Annotated in this window: 15 protein-coding genes and 1 tRNA gene; 6 read left to right on the forward strand and 10 right to left on the reverse strand. The window is 46.5% G+C overall.

Annotated elements, in window-relative coordinates; translation table 11 throughout:
• Positions 1-8 precede the first annotated feature (8 nt).
• Both Vsou_RS09810 and Vsou_RS09815 read left to right on the forward strand, forming a co-directional pair.
• Positions 9-1,163, forward strand: coding sequence for a pyridoxal-phosphate-dependent aminotransferase family protein (locus Vsou_RS09810; RefSeq protein WP_188604057.1), 1,155 nt, complete (start codon positions 9-11; stop codon positions 1,161-1,163).
• Entirely contained in the window at positions 1,160-2,674 is a 1,515-nt protein-coding gene (locus tag Vsou_RS09815; RefSeq protein ID WP_188604058.1) for an APC family permease, read from the forward strand. The genes Vsou_RS09810 and Vsou_RS09815 overlap by 4 nt, the downstream gene beginning before the upstream one ends.
• A gap of 441 nt (positions 2,675-3,115) precedes the next feature.
• Here Vsou_RS09815 and Vsou_RS09820 read toward each other — a convergent pair whose 3' ends face one another.
• Positions 3,116-3,982 carry a pantoate kinase gene (locus Vsou_RS09820; RefSeq protein WP_188604102.1) on the reverse strand — a complete coding sequence of 289 codons (867 nt, stop codon included), beginning with the start codon at positions 3,980-3,982 and terminating at the stop codon, positions 3,116-3,118.
• Positions 3,983-4,013: 31 nt separating this feature from the next.
• Between Vsou_RS09820 and hisD the strand changes: the two genes are divergently transcribed.
• Positions 4,014-5,231: a histidinol dehydrogenase gene (gene hisD, locus Vsou_RS09825; protein ID WP_188604059.1), complete on the forward strand. Its 1,218-nt coding sequence runs from the start codon at positions 4,014-4,016 to the stop codon at positions 5,229-5,231.
• Here the strand turns inward: hisD and hisH are convergent.
• Together hisH and hisE are read right to left on the reverse strand one after the other, a co-directional pair.
• Positions 5,199-5,804 carry an imidazole glycerol phosphate synthase subunit HisH gene (gene hisH, locus Vsou_RS09830; RefSeq protein ID WP_188604103.1) on the reverse strand — a complete coding sequence of 202 codons (606 nt, stop codon included), beginning with the start codon at positions 5,802-5,804 and terminating at the stop codon, positions 5,199-5,201. The genes hisD and hisH overlap by 33 nt on opposite strands.
• On the reverse strand, positions 5,797-6,102 hold the full coding sequence (gene hisE / locus Vsou_RS09835) for a phosphoribosyl-ATP diphosphatase (RefSeq protein WP_188604060.1): 306 nt from the start codon (positions 6,100-6,102) through the stop codon (positions 5,797-5,799). The genes hisH and hisE overlap by 8 nt, the downstream gene beginning before the upstream one ends.
• A 631-nt stretch (positions 6,103-6,733) precedes the next feature.
• Here hisE and hisI point away from each other — a divergent pair.
• A complete protein-coding gene (gene hisI / locus Vsou_RS09840) occupies positions 6,734-7,171 on the forward strand; it encodes a phosphoribosyl-AMP cyclohydrolase (protein WP_188604061.1) in 438 nt (145 codons plus the stop codon).
• A 423-nt stretch (positions 7,172-7,594) separates the two neighbouring features.
• Here the strand turns inward: hisI and hisF are convergent, their stop codons facing one another.
• The 5 genes from hisF to Vsou_RS09865 are packed head-to-tail and all read right to left on the reverse strand — an operon-like array spanning position 7,595 to position 11,634.
• The gene (hisF, locus tag Vsou_RS09845) at positions 7,595-8,356 is read right to left on the reverse strand and encodes an imidazole glycerol phosphate synthase subunit HisF (RefSeq protein ID WP_188604062.1); all 762 of its coding nucleotides are present in this window, start codon (positions 8,354-8,356) and stop codon (positions 7,595-7,597) included.
• Complete coding sequence (locus Vsou_RS09850) at positions 8,353-8,952, reverse strand: imidazoleglycerol-phosphate dehydratase (protein WP_349293695.1); 600 nt, start codon at positions 8,950-8,952, stop codon at positions 8,353-8,355. The genes hisF and Vsou_RS09850 overlap by 4 nt, the downstream gene beginning before the upstream one ends.
• Positions 8,942-9,622 (reverse strand): HisA/HisF-related TIM barrel protein, encoded by a 681-nt coding sequence (locus Vsou_RS09855; RefSeq protein WP_188604064.1) that lies wholly within the window; start codon positions 9,620-9,622, stop codon positions 8,942-8,944. The genes Vsou_RS09850 and Vsou_RS09855 overlap by 11 nt, the downstream gene beginning before the upstream one ends.
• Positions 9,622-10,500 carry an ATP phosphoribosyltransferase gene (gene hisG / locus Vsou_RS09860; RefSeq protein WP_229709942.1) on the reverse strand — a complete coding sequence of 293 codons (879 nt, stop codon included), beginning with the start codon at positions 10,498-10,500 and terminating at the stop codon, positions 9,622-9,624. The genes Vsou_RS09855 and hisG overlap by 1 nt, the downstream gene beginning before the upstream one ends.
• 45 nt (positions 10,501-10,545) lie before the next feature.
• A complete protein-coding gene (locus tag Vsou_RS09865) occupies positions 10,546-11,634 on the reverse strand; it encodes a pyridoxal phosphate-dependent aminotransferase (RefSeq protein WP_264890709.1) in 1,089 nt (362 codons plus the stop codon).
• Between the two features lie 169 nt (positions 11,635-11,803).
• On the opposite strand from Vsou_RS09865, the gene Vsou_RS09870 reads away from it, so the two are divergent.
• Both Vsou_RS09870 and Vsou_RS09875 read left to right on the forward strand, forming a co-directional pair.
• Positions 11,804-12,109 carry a hypothetical protein gene (locus tag Vsou_RS09870; protein ID WP_054844443.1) on the forward strand — a complete coding sequence of 102 codons (306 nt, stop codon included), beginning with the start codon at positions 11,804-11,806 and terminating at the stop codon, positions 12,107-12,109.
• A 176-nt stretch (positions 12,110-12,285) separates the two neighbouring features.
• Positions 12,286-12,876, forward strand: a complete 591-nt coding sequence (locus Vsou_RS09875; RefSeq protein ID WP_229709943.1) for a hypothetical protein — start codon at positions 12,286-12,288, stop codon at positions 12,874-12,876.
• A 252-nt stretch (positions 12,877-13,128) separates the two neighbouring features.
• Here the strand turns inward: Vsou_RS09875 and Vsou_RS09880 are convergent.
• Positions 13,129-13,249 (reverse strand) — tRNA-Thr (locus Vsou_RS09880).
• Positions 13,250-13,571: 322 nt separating this feature from the next.
• A complete protein-coding gene (locus tag Vsou_RS09885) occupies positions 13,572-14,234 on the reverse strand; it encodes a hypothetical protein (RefSeq protein WP_188604066.1) in 663 nt (220 codons plus the stop codon).
• Position 14,235 lies beyond the last annotated feature (1 nt).

Here is a 14,235-nt window from a genome sequence, read left to right on the forward strand (position 1 = left end):
GTTGGTTAATGTTTGTGTCGGATCCGTTAATAGCAACGCCAGGGCCTACGGAAATACCCCATAGGATATTACTTGCCATGGCAAGACGAACCACAAACCCTGACCTAGACCCAGAGTTCTTTAGGCATTATGACGAGGCCAGGTCAATGCTTGCGGAGATCCTCGGCACCAAGAGCGGTAATGTAATTGTGTGGGTTGGTGAGGCCATGAGCGGTCTCGAGGCCGCGGTAGCTAACCTAGTTGGGAGTGGGGATAAGGTTGCGGTGCTAAGCAATGGGATCTTTGGTGATGCCTTTGCGGACTTGTTGCGGGCGTATGGTGGAGTCCCCATTATCCACAAGGTTGAGTATACAAAGGTGCTTGACCCAGATAAGGTTACCTCGTTCCTCAGGAATGAAGCTAGGGACGCGAGGGTAGTTACAATGGTCCACTGCGAGACGCCAAGCGGGACGTTAAATGACCTTAGGGAGATGGCTAGGGCCGTTAAGTCTGAGGGTAAGCTCCTAATCGTTGATGCTGTTTCATCAATTGGTGGTGTGGAAATTAATGTCGGGTGGGGCGTCGACATACTTATTGGTGGTAGTCAGAAGGTGCTTAATCTGCCGTCTGGCTTGACAATACTGGCCGTTAGTGATGAGGCTTGGGAGACCATGAAGAGAACCAATTACAAGGGGTTCTACCTAAACATTAGGTTGTGGAGGGATGTGGTGGAGAAGATGGAGTTCCCATACACCCACAGTGAGCCGTTGATTAATGGCTTACTTGAGTCTCTCAAGATGATTCACGAGGAGGGGTTGGACAACGTCTATAGGAGGCATAGGGCTGTGGCGAGGGGTGTGGTTAGGGCTGTTGAGGCCGTGAACCTCAGGTTAATCCCCGAGTTGGAGGTTTTCGCGAGTCCAACCGTCACGGCATTCTACATACCAAACGGCTTGAGTGACGTGAAGGTTATAGAAACGGCGAGGAGGTACGGAGTCTTCATAGCCGGTTCATGGGGGCCATTGAAGGGTAGGGTGCTCAGGATTGGGCACATGGGATATACGGCATCCATAAACGCTATGTCCAACGCCATAATAGCTTTGATGAAGGCCCTCAATGAGCTGGGGTATCACGTTAAGGTCGGTGATGCCGTAGAGGCCTTCCTGAGCGGTGTTGGGGCATGAACATCTTCGTTAGGGAGAGCACGGGCCTTGTTAGGGAGGTTGGCCCATTTAGATTGCTGCTAATGAGCATGGGCTATAATGGCTTCCTCACGATACCGTTCGTTTACCTTGCTGGGCTTTACCTATACGGCGCAGGGTCCATAGCCTACGCGGCCCTGGTAGTCTCATGGTTAATGTTCATACCTGGGGCATTGCTATGGTACTACATAACCAGGCAGTACCCGAGGACCGCGGGTGACTATGTGTATTTCTCAAGGCTAAGCCCACCTATTGGTTTCGCGGCGTGGTTCAACTTCACTGTGGGTGAGATGCTTTATGACGCAGTCCTCGTGTACTTCGCCATAGCCCAGTTAGGCACTGTAATGCAGGCATTGAATAACCCATTAGCAAGTGTGGTGCTTAATCCAAGGAACGAGTTCATACTAGCCGTAATACTAATCACTGTGTTAATCATGGTTAACGTAGTCTCGGCCAGGGCTGGATTAACGATGTTCGCAGTCATGTCCCTGGCTGCCTTGGCGACCTTCATAGCGTCAGCCATCTATGTGTTATCACTGCCGCGGGGTATAATTGAGGGCTCACTAGGTATTGAATACCTAAAGGCTGCGAATGAAGCCAATAAGGTGTCAGTGACTGGTGGGTTATATGGGTTGTTCGGTATGGTCGCCTTTACCACAGCCGTCTGGGCCTACATGAATTACCCTGTGACCATAGGTGGTGAAATTAGGAGGGATAGGTTAACGGTATTACTCGGTATCATTGGTGTGCTCGTGCTAGGTGGCCTATTTTTCACATTGTTTGTTGCAGCGTTCCTTAAGGGCTTCGGCTTGAGGTTCTACGTTGGGGCTAGTTACATGAGCGCCTACGGGTTGGATAATGGCTACATACTTGTTAACCCTGGCGCTGACTTGGCCTTGATGCATACGCCAATAGCCATTGCCCTTGCGTATTCGTCAGTTCTTTGGTACATAGCGCCGGTGGCCGGCGTTATCGTTCAAATATCAAGGTACTTACTCGCCTTCTCCATGGATAGGGTCCTCCCAATGGCCCTATCCTACGTAAGCTTAAGGACGCACTCGCCCATAATGGCTCACTTGGTAGACTTGGTGGTTACCATAGCCCTCATATACATACTAATCCTAACACCACTAAGCTCGGCGCTGCTCTATGCGATAGACCTCGATGCGTTAGTGCTCTTGGTCTTCACATTCGTGGTTTCAATACTGCTGGCGTTGGTAATGCATGTTAGGGGCATTATTAAACTCGAAGCAAGTAAGAGACTCCTAATTACTCTGGACCTCGTATACTTAATGGTTCTATCAATTTTCGTTTACTATTGGCTAACGCAATCACAGTATTACTTATTAATCACAGGTAGCCCGTTACAGTTGTTGGCCGAGTCATCGATAATATTCATAGTGGGCCTAGTGGTATTTGCTGCTGCCTCATATATTAGGAGTAAGGAGGGGATACCGCTATCTCTGACATACGCTGAAATACCACCTGAATAATAAGCGGGTTGAATTCAACATGTTAGTTAATAACTGTGGTTGTACAATCATTATTAACCCAATCCATCCCTTAGGGAATACTGACATTATGTACTCAAGCTCCTCCTTAGTGATTGGGTTAAGACCGGGATAACCTAGTGACTTCGTTAAGAATGATATCTTGCTGGAGCTTATCAATCCCTTAACCCCCCGAAATTCATTGAAATCATTTCGACAATGGTGGACCTAACAGAACCAGCAAAATCGGTAAGTCCCACTTCAACCTATCCAAACCTCTTATCAACCTGCCATAACCTCATTTCGATCTCTCTGAACTTGCCGCCAAGCCAATACAACACGCGCCCAGCATACCTATCACCGTGATCATCAATCCCAATATCAAAATTAGTAATTCATAGACAATTAAAGGTTGATCTCAAGTTACGCCGCTTATCATTGTTTTTAATGCACCTTATTGGGTGTATCTTTATCGATCACTACCCTGATACCTTCATTTGATGGTTCAAAGACCTTGGCTTCATAACCAACGGACCTTAGGCAATTAATTAAGGCCTCAGCCTCATCCCTATGCGTTAGGAACACCAGGACCTTCTTCTTAACGTAGTAGGCATCGGCGTGGCGTACACATGGCCTTACCCTACCCTCGAGGTCTCTGGTTAGGAAGCCAATCTCCCTTGAGAATGCCGTGCTTAATTCCGTAAATTTCTCATAAGTTGGCTCATTAATTAATTCATCAATGTACCTACGACCCAGTGTTACCAATTTATCCTTTAATTCCTGGAGCATGTCACTCGTTAGGTATTTACCCAGGTCTACCGTGACTATCATTAAGTCTTGCGAGTATGGAATTTTATCAATAATCCCAACGCCTGGGGCACCGGCCCTTAGCCTAAGCTCAATGCCACCTCCGTAGTACTCGGCAATTACGTCGCCAAGCCCTGTGCCAAGCCTTACCTCAATCATGTGAGCGACCTGGGCTGCCTTTATCAACGGCTTATGTGCAATTACCGCGGCACCTAGAGCCGTGCCGAGCGCAAGTGCGGCGCTCATCCCATAACCAACACCTAGTTGTACGGGTGATGAGTAATTAACCTCGGCATTAACACCTAGCTTCCTGAACGTTAAATCTATGTGGTCGATGTCGTACTTAATGGGACCGGCCGCTGGCATAATCGTAAGCCTCACCCCAGGCCTAATGACAATGCCGCAGCCCAGCGAGCCCGTACTAATTGGGTCGTTTCCATAAATCGGCAGCCAGATGCTCGTAACATGGAGTGGTACGTCGAGTATTATCATGGTCACTGGCATGCTTAAAAGCATGTATTTAAGCACATTATGGGTGTCACCCTTGAGGTTAAGTAGGGAGTCACTCCTTGGCGAGTTTAGAAGAATGAGGAGTTTAGATAAATACGTTGATGCTGTTAGGGCTATTATAAATGATGTTAGGACCAGGGGTGATGAGGCCGTGATTGCATATACCGAGAGGTTCGATAGTGTTACGCTCACTAAGATAGAGGTTGATGTTGACGAATTAAGGGAACTTGCATCAAGGGTTAATAAGGACGTTGCGCAGGCCATAGACGAGGCCTATAAGTCCGTGGAAGGCTTCAACCGTAAGTTAATGCCCAGTGATTTCGAGGAAGAGTACTGTGGGTTGATTAGGGGTGTTAAGTGGGTGCCCATTGATAGGGTTGGGATTTACGTGCCCAGGGATTACTTCTCGACTCTCATAATGACGGGTGTCATAGCCAGGGTTGCCGGCGTTGGCGAGTTGGTAATAACTACACCGCCGAATAAGGACGGTAGTATAAGCCCAGAGATAGCCTATGTGTCGCTCAAGCTTAATGCCAGGGTGTTCAGGGTGGGTGGTCCGCAGGCCATTGCAGCCATGGCCTTTGGGACCGCCTCAATACCCAGAGTTGATAAGATAGTTGGTCCAGGCAATACCTACGTGCAAGCCGCTAAGTACCTAGTTTCCCAGTACGTGGGTATTGACGGTATTGAGGGGCCGACGGAGCTCGTGGTCTGCGCAGACCCAGCAATAGATCCAGGTATTGTTGCCCTGGACATTATGGCCCAGCTTGAGCATAACTCAGCAATTGCCGTATTGATTACTTGGGATGAGAGATACCTAGGCATCATTGAGGCAAGGCTAGGTAACCTGAATTATGTATCAACTCTCGTCAATGGACCCAGGGACTGCGTGTACATAGTCAATGAACTGGCGCCTGAACATGTAACATTGTGGGGCCTAGATAACTTAATCAGTGATGTTAGGAACGCAGGCGCCGTGTCAGTATCAACGCCCTCCGCAATGATCGACTACGTGGCTGGGCCAAGCCATGTATTACCCACGGAATCCTCAGCCAGGTGGAGAGGCGCCCTCTCAGTTTACGACTTCATAAAACCCATAACCTACGTCAAGGCCCTGAGTAAGGACCTTGCCGCCGAACTTGCAAAGCATGGCGCCACATTGGCTATACATGAGGGATTTAATAACCATGCCAAGTCAATAACCGAGTGGTTATTTACGGACAAACCCAATAAAGTGGCGTAGTACCTCCAATCCCTGTCTCTTGCCGCTTTTTTCTGGGTGGAATTGAACACCAAATGTCATCGACCTTTTATCGCATAGTACACTCAATATATTACCATCTCCATAACGTGTAATTCCAGAGTACGGCAGATCATTACCCGGGTTGATCACTGCATAACTATGCATGAAGTAGAAATACCCATTACCATCAAGTATCTCACAGGGCCTCACAGACCTAACCAGGTCCCAACCAATGTGCGGCACCCTAGGCCCTCCGAGCCTACTTACCCGACCTAAATACCATGACAAGCCACTTAGCGAGCCCTCATCACTGCCCTCAAACATTACCTGGAGCCCAAGGCATATGCCGAGCATGGGCACTGAACCCCTAACCTTAGATAAGTCATCCCTAAATCTGCCAAGTCTCGACATGGCTGCATCAAATGAACCAACTCCAGGTAGAACTACGGCGTCCACGCTCATTAATTCGCTGGGCTCATTAATAATTATGGGCTCAGAATCAACCCTTCTGAACGCATTAATTAGGCTTCCCAGGTTACCCACGTTATAGTTTATTATGCCGACCTTAACCATGGGCACCAACCCTGGCCGTATGCCTATTGACTAATTCCTCGCATATGTCATCGAATTTAATTCCCATGAACCTAAGGAGTACGAGTAAGTGGTACATTAAATCCGCTGTCTCCCTAACGACCCAACCCCTATCGTCCCTCATGGCAGCCACCACCACCTCCACAGCCTCCTCACCAACCTTCTTACTAATCAAGTCCACACCACCATTTACGAGCATACGGGTATAACTGCGAGAGTCCCCATGTTCAATCCTTTCGTCAATTATCCGCTGAAGCTCATCCAGAAATTGACAAACCATCACTATCCATTACTATATATGTTTTATATATTTTATTCATTGCTGAAACCTCGCCTTAAAAGTCGGGGTTACGCAGGACCTTAGCCTAGAATGCTCGGCCAACTTGCCATTTGAATTTATGACCATTAAACTATACCATGTTTCACGAGTTTACATCAATCACTAGAATGTAGCCGCTTGGTGCAATTGGCTCTGTCTCATGCTTGAGGGTTATGGCAATACATAAGTATTTACCATTAACCTAAGCCCTGGCCAATTTGGACCTACCGCCCTCACTAAGCCCCTCCCTAATGTACCTGACCTCAACGTCAGTGAGGTTGATAATTAATACCCTACGCTAATAATACCTCTCACTCTTAAGACATTTCCAGTTAAATCGATGAAGATATTCCCACTCCCACTAGGTTCGTTGGCAAGCCTAATACCAATGCTGAAAACCACATGGCCCTACCCAGTGCTGGTGCAGGTTATAACCCCACCGGCAGGGAGCCACAACCCGAAGTGATTAAGGATGTCCCTAGGGTAGGGCACTACCAACAGTAGGATGACTAGGACCGTTGGGTGCAGGAAACGGGACGCAATTACACATCTATAAGAAAAACTAAATAATCAGAGTGCCTCGGTAAGGATAATGATTAACTTGCCGGGCAATGTTAAAGTATTAAGATTAAGTGAGGAGGACGCTAGGAAAATCGCCGATTCCCTGTGGTATAGGCATGCGGATAATACTGTGATAGCCGTTGCCCAGGATCACGATACAAAGGACGTACTGATGGTGGCAAGTATGAATAGAGATGCCGTAATTAAGACATTAACCACTGGCATGGTACACTACTGGTCATTGAGCAGAAGGACGCTTTGGTTAAAGGGTGAGACCAGCGGTCATTACCAATATCTAATAAACTTTAGGGTTGACTGTGACGGGGATGCCATACTCCTACTCGTGTATCAAGTCGGTAATGCATGCCACCTGGGCACTCGCTCATGCTTCGACTTAGGTGACATAACCAACCTACGCCTACGGTATAAGGAAACTGAGGGTTCCTCAATAGAATTCAATGACGGTTAAGCTAACCTACGTAACCCCTTAGCAGTAACGCTCTAATATCCCTAAGAAACCATGTTAAGTCTCCGTAGGCATTCCTTTCAAAGACCACAATGACGGTTAATAATACCATGGCTAATCTGCGTCATAAGCCATATATAAAATACTACGAGTAACATGAAACAACTACCAATCCGCTAGTTTCTTCATATTGGCAACAATGCGCGATATTGCGTATTACACTCCCGTGATTAATGCATGCAATTACTGCATTAGGCATCATGATGTATGAACAGTGCATCATCGTGGCTCCATGAAGAATTATGTTTAAATTAACTAAATACTAACAATTATTATATTATAAGGATCTAAACCAGTGGGCTCATGGGCATGGACTTCACCATTGTACATGGAGATTTTTACGCATCCTTAGCCGGCAGCAACAAACTACATCCTTACCTTAATACCCGCCTCCATCAGGTATGCCTTGAGTCCCTGGATGTTTATCACCCCCATGTGAAAGACACTCGCAGCAAGGGCAGCGTCTGCATACATTAGGACCTCCACAAAGTGCTTAACCCCACCAGCGCCGCCGCTAGCAATGACTGGTATGTTGACCACCTTGGAGACCACTCTGTAGAGTTCCACGTCGTAGCCAGCCCTGGTACCGTCGGCATCAATGCTCGTTATCAGTAATTCACCGGCGCCAAGGTCCTCAGCGCTCTTTGCCCACTCAATACCATCAAGTCCAGTCTCCCTCTTACCGCCCTCCACATAGACCCTCCATGTATTGCCCTGTTTCTTAACATCAATTGCAACAACCACTGATTGGGCACCGTACTCCCTGGAGAGCATTGTTATTAATCCAGGGTTTTTAACGGCCGCCGTGTTAATACTAACCTTATCAGCGCCGGCCTTAAAGGCAGCGTCGGCATCCTCGAGGTTCCTGATGCCACCACCAACACCCAGCGGTATATTCAGTGCACTGGCTACGTTGCTGACGGTCTTTAGGAATGTCTTCCTGCCCTCAATGGTAGCCGTTATATCGAGTAGGAAGATCTCATCAGCACCCTCCTCTTCATACCTGGCCGCCAACTCCACTGGGTCACCCATTATCCTGAGGCCCTCAAAATTAACGCCCTTAACTACGACGTTGGCGTCGACGTCTAGGCAGGGTATGATCCTCCTGACAATGCCTAAGGGTCTCATTGCATGGTCCCCTTGAGGCTCCTCGCTGCCTTATCACCCACATACTCCATGGCCTGTGCCATTGATAGACCAAGGGACTTGAACAATGCCTCGGCCATGTGGTGATCATTCTCGCCCCACCTTATCTCTGCATGTATTGTGGCCCTAACATGAGTAGCCAGTGTCCTAATTATGTGTGGCACCATCTGTGTTGTTAAATCGCCAATCCTCTCTCCAACGAATGAACCCCTAAACACCCAATAAACTCTGCCGCCCAGGTCTATTGCTGTGGCAGCCAATGCGTCGTCCATAGGCACCATAGACCAACCAAACCTCCTGATACCAACCCTATCACCCAATGCCCTGTCTAATGCCATACCCAAGGTGATGAATACGTCCTCAACCACGTGATGATCATCAAATCCCCTAAGGTCCTCAGCCATAACCTCACCTGATGAACCCATGTAGAACATGAACGTCTCAACCATGTGATTGAGGAATTTGATTGGTGTAACCACCTTAATATCGCCAGGACCTAGGCTCAGGTTAACATATACACTGGTCTCCTTCGTCTCACGCTTAACCTCAGCCCGCCTAACCTCAGTACTACCAGTCACAACGCACACCCTTTACGTACAATGCATAGCCAATTATCACACCGTCAAACCCAAAATTCCGTAACCGCTCAATATCATTGCAGCTGGAAACTCCACCAGCATAGAACAACAGATCGGCCTCGCCCCTAAGTAAGTCCACATGCCTTGGATTGAGCATGAGTCCCCGTCCCGTGCCCTCCACATTAATTGCCGTATATATCATCACATGAACCCTGGGCAATGAATTAATTACTGATTCAAGTTCACCCACGGGCCTTGACCAACCCCTACTCATTACCCTGTCATCCTTGACGTCAATAGAGACGGCCACTGATTCATAACCTAACTCATTAATGAAATCCTTGACTACACTTGGTTTCTCAACAGCCGTTGTACCGAGAACCACCCTTTCACAAAACCTAAGTATCTCCTTTCCGGTCTCTGGAGTCCTGATCCCGCCACCAACCTCGCATCTTCTCTTGAATTCCTCACTGATCCTACCTATGGAACTAATATTAACGGGTTTACCAAGTTCAGCACCGTCCAGATCCACAATATGGACCCAACTAAAGTCCCTGACTAATTTAATGGCATCATCAATACTAAGCCTCACCAACTCAGTACCCCTCACTCCCATAACCCTCTTAACGGCATAGCCGCCACTAATGTCGATTGATGGGATCACAATCACTATGTAATCACCTTCTCAATGCTCATGACGAGTATGTCCTTGGCACCAGCGTTCCTCAATCTAACCAGAAGGCTGGGTAATTCATTCTCAGGAACTACTGAAATAACCTCCTTAAATGGCTTATTGGCTATGTCAGCAACGGTGGGTCCCTCCATGGAGGGTAGTACGGAAAGCACACTGGCCAGTTTCTCAGTGGGTACATTCATTAATATGAGCTTCCTGTTAGTTGAGGACTTAACACCATGAAGAAGAACCAGGAATCTCTCCATCACGTCATTGCAACCATTACGCCTAGAGCCATTGGCTATGAGGGCTGCCTCGGTCTCCATAATTACACCAATGGGTTTAAGCCCATGAAGGCGCAGCGTGGTTCCCGTTGACATGACGTCAACAATAGCGTCAGCAACACCCAGGGAAGGCATTATTTCAGCACTACCCGAAATCTTAACGATCTTAACCTTCTTACTAAGGCCCTCAAAGTAATTCCTGGCAAGGTTAACATACTTAGTAGCGATCCTCATGCCGTCTCTAATACCGTTAACATCATTAATACTTGATGATGATGGGACAGCGATCACGATCCTACCACCACCAAAACCAAGTCTCTCAACCACCTCAATTTTTGACTGGCTTTCAACAACATAATCAAGACCCGTTATACCCATGACAGCCGCACCAGACTCAACTATATACGGTATATCCTCAGGCCTAACCCTAATGATATTAAGCCCAGGCCAGTTAGTCGGCAGCATCAATGCCCTTTCATCATAGAACTGAGCCTTGATCCCCACCTCCTCCAACAACTTTAGTGTTGGTTGTACCAAACGGCCCTTTGATGGGATCGCCATTATGCATGTTCCAGGAGCATCAAACAACATGTATCTAGGAGATATATAAGTATTACCTATATTTATAGATGATAATTACAGACCACGATGCTTCACAATATTCTCCAGAGTGGAAATAAACATCTCGGCAACGTTCATCGGTGGCACAGTAACCCTAAGGCAATCCTCACAGAGAACTTTACCACTCAAGTTCCTAACCACAAAACCCCTCCTAAGCAACTCCTCATGCACACCATTAGCCTTTTCCTGACTACCGACGTGAAATGTTATGAAGTTCGTCACTGATGGAATTGGGTTAAGACCCAAGTCGTCCAGCGACTTAGTCATGATATCCCTAACACTCACCATATTATCAATCCCCCTCTCAACATAATCCCTTAATTCTAACGCCCGTAGAACCAAGACCATTGATGTGTATGGAATATTATGCGGCAGTGAGAGTCTCTTAAGGCCATCAATGACCGTGTCAGAGGCCACCACATAACCAACCCTGAGTCCCGCAAGACCCCATGCCTTAGAGAACGTCCTGATAACAGCGATGTTCTCATAATCCCTGGTTAAGTCAATCACACTGAACCTGGCGAATTCCGCATAAGCCTCATCAATCACAATAAGGGAATCAACATGCGAAACCAAGTACTCAATATCCTCCCTGCTAAATAAATTACCCGTGGGATTATTTGGATCGCATAGATAAATGATGTCATGAGAACCACCAAGCCTTATCAATTCCTCTAGGTTAAGTTCATAAGTACCATCCCTAAGCAGTACCTGATTTGCCGTCAAACCCATTGACTCGGCTAATATCCTTGGCATGGAGTACGTTGGTTCAACAATTAAGATTTTCCTAAGGCCATGTAACGCGAATTGAATGAGGAGCCTTAGGCCCTCATCGCCGCCGGCAACGGTAAATACATTACCGGCATCAACATTGAGGTACCTAGCCAATGCCTCATTGAATGTGGGATTAAGGGGCTCTGTGTAGTACCTAATCAATTCAGGATCGAGAGCCGCACTTAGTAATTTCTCATAGTACTGGCGGGGCAGGAACAAGTTTTCATTAAAGTGAAGCCTATATACTTTATAGCCTACATTCGGTTCCTCATAGAAGCTGAGAGATAGCACGCTCTTCCAGGGCACTGGATTTCCCTTAGTAACAGGCATTTAAGCATTATATAGTTTACTTATTCCGGGTAGGTACATTGACGTTATTAAAGGATCATTAAGGACGCCAACCCTTTGATTTTAATTCTCTTTCAATTACTCCTCAACAAATCCAGTAATTATATAGAGAAAAGTATTATAACTATTTTCAATTAACAATTGCACAGAAATGATCGAAAAAACAATCAACAATCTACCATATAGGGCAAGGATATACATAAACAACCAAGTCCTACTACCGGCAAATCTGGTAAAGGCCTTGAACCTAGAGTGGGTAAGGTACGCAAACATAGTGATCAGTCATAGGGACGCAGTAATAGAACTAGAGAAGGTGCTCCTACTCAGGACGAAGCGTACGGCAAGTAGGCAATTCACAATACCCAAGGAGATCAGGGAAAAATACGGCATAATGCCGTTGGATGAAATAGAAATAATCTCAATAGAACCAATAAAGGCAAGAAAAAGCAAACCATAGACTAAACCCGAACTAAGTAAAATGATCAATCACCATTAAAATCAATTACCTACATGTGAACTCAATGCCAGGTATATGGTTAGTAATATCACTACGAATCTAAGTACATTAAGAATATACTAAGAAAAAGCAATAAACTCAGAAAAATATACCAGAACAAACAACTACCAAAGAAGGTGGGTGGGGCCACGGAAACAGAGAAAACAATAGAGAAAATAGCAATCGAGAAACTAAGGAGAAAATTCCCAAACAAGGCCAACTCATGGATAAGAAGAGCCATAACAAGATTTAGGGAAAACACCATCAGGCAATTAAACGAGAATACCTGGATCGTGGATGGCGATCCGAAATTAGGCGATAAGTACCTGAACTACATAGTTCATTTCAAGGACGGTAGGTATCATTGCTCGTGCTTCGAGTCCAGCTGGGGCCCACGTAGAAAGAATGAATTATGCACCCACATAGCTGCCGTAATACTTCACAGGGAGTACTCCAAGTTATTGCAACCAATTTACGCAGCTATCATAAACATGGAGTGCGAGGGAGACTACCACTTCGAAGTCCTCGACAAGGAAGTTAAGGTCATAAAGCAAGTAAAGGCATTGAGCAGTGATGCTGTCGAGCCAAGGTACAGGGTGACGTACGTACTAATGAGCAACGATCCAAGAACCGTCAAAGTAAGGTACGCATGCAAAGACGAGGCAAACGAACGAGAAGTAGTACTAAGCAAAACAATGAGGTACATGGTCGAGTTGTTAATGCGGTGAGCGAGCACTAACACGAAGACACAACTAAGCACCACGATATTGCACAATCCACGACAAACCACGAAATAAGGAAGATAAGAAATAATCCAAACAATGAGGAATGAAACAAAACACTGCAATCACAAACCCATGATGATAACTAAGACCCAACACCCATTCCCCTGCAACATACACGGCAATTCTCACAAAGCAAGTACACCCCAATGAAACCACACACCACTAATCCCTAGATGTGAAGAATTATTGTATGACTGGAGCCCCGGCCGGGATTCGAACCTTCCCCGCGGTTAACCCGCGACCGGGACCTCCCGCTTACGAGGCTTGCACGGGGCTTTCGCCCCAGGGCGCTCCGACCGGGCTGAGCTACCGGGGCGATGCTTTTGCTTGTTGTATGGGTTTTAAGTTTTTTTGTGATGCCTTTCTTTCCTTGTGGCTATGTTTATAAGTGGATTGGGGGTTACGTAGTAGGGTTTAAAGCGTATTGCAAAATAGAAAGAAAATCTTCTTTGTGTTATGCAAGTTATATGTCGTTACTGTAATTAGAACCTTTTAATTTAGTGCAACTGAGCGGAAGGAAGATTGGCACGTGTTCCTATTAATGTTTATCTATCATGGCGTGAAAGTTCTACACGGTAATGCCTTTAATGCTTGACTTAGGTGGTGGGTATTGGTAAAGCTTGGGATGTGTTTGATGCCTATGATCCTTGGTTCGTCATTACGTCCTCAACTGCTTGGTTGAATAGATAGCCTATTTCGTGTACCTTGACTGTATCCTCATGCCTCGGTCTCGTTATTGTGGCTATGTAAATACCGTAGTCCGAGTGGTTACCCTCTTCTGGCCCCTGTGGGTTTCCATAAGGCGAGAATAGTATTATGTGCGTTATATCGCCCTTCATTATTAAGGTTCTCAATGCCCTATCGAGTTGGTTATAGATTTCGCACTTGAGTTGTGGTTTTGTGTGTAGGAATCTGTCAAGCGCGTTAATTGAGGCTATCACGGGCCTTGACTGGGCCTCGGTTATTATGGTACTTATTACGTTGTTTATCTCCGTTATTGGATCCACCTCCTGGTTCATCCTAATGCTGTACTTGCCGTATGTTGGGTCGGCGATTGGTATGTTTATTAGTGATGCCCTGGTTAGCTTAACGAGCGGTGCCTGTATTGGGTCTATGCTTGGTATATCCTTTATGGGTTCCATCATGAGTATTGACCACCATGATCTGTCTGGGTATTGGGGTTTCCTATTCTCGGTGACGCCCCTCTCCACTGAGTTCATTAGAGACAGTAGAAAGCTGGCCTCGCACTCCATGAATCCCTGGTACTCAAGCCCAGGTATTCCCAGTAGTATTGGCTGCATC

Source organism: Vulcanisaeta souniana JCM 11219 (genome assembly GCF_026000775.1).
Lineage (GTDB): Archaea > Thermoproteota > Thermoprotei > Thermoproteales > Thermocladiaceae > Vulcanisaeta > Vulcanisaeta souniana.

What these genes read in the sequence shown, in the direction of transcription:
- Vsou_RS09885 (WP_188604066.1), bottom strand. Translation starts at nt 14,234, where the DNA reads ATGCAGCCAATACTACTGGGAATACCTGGGCTTGAGTACCAGGGATTC.
- Vsou_RS09810 (WP_188604057.1), top strand. Translation starts at nt 9, where the DNA reads ATGTTTGTGTCGGATCCGTTAATAGCAACGCCAGGGCCTACGGAAATA.
- hisE (WP_188604060.1), bottom strand. Translation starts at nt 6,102, where the DNA reads ATGGTTTGTCAATTTCTGGATGAGCTTCAGCGGATAATTGACGAAAGG.
- hisI (WP_188604061.1), top strand. Translation starts at nt 6,734, where the DNA reads ATGATTAACTTGCCGGGCAATGTTAAAGTATTAAGATTAAGTGAGGAG.
- hisF (WP_188604062.1), bottom strand. Translation starts at nt 8,356, where the DNA reads ATGAGACCCTTAGGCATTGTCAGGAGGATCATACCCTGCCTAGACGTC.
- Vsou_RS09865 (WP_264890709.1), bottom strand. Translation starts at nt 11,634, where the DNA reads ATGCCTGTTACTAAGGGAAATCCAGTGCCCTGGAAGAGCGTGCTATCT.
- Vsou_RS09820 (WP_188604102.1), bottom strand. Translation starts at nt 3,982, where the DNA reads ATGCCAGTGACCATGATAATACTCGACGTACCACTCCATGTTACGAGC.
- Vsou_RS09815 (WP_188604058.1), top strand. Translation starts at nt 1,160, where the DNA reads ATGAACATCTTCGTTAGGGAGAGCACGGGCCTTGTTAGGGAGGTTGGC.
- hisG (WP_229709942.1), bottom strand. Translation starts at nt 10,500, where the DNA reads ATGTTGTTTGATGCTCCTGGAACATGCATAATGGCGATCCCATCAAAG.
- hisH (WP_188604103.1), bottom strand. Translation starts at nt 5,804, where the DNA reads ATGGTTAAGGTCGGCATAATAAACTATAACGTGGGTAACCTGGGAAGC.
- Vsou_RS09870 (WP_054844443.1), top strand. Translation starts at nt 11,804, where the DNA reads ATGATCGAAAAAACAATCAACAATCTACCATATAGGGCAAGGATATAC.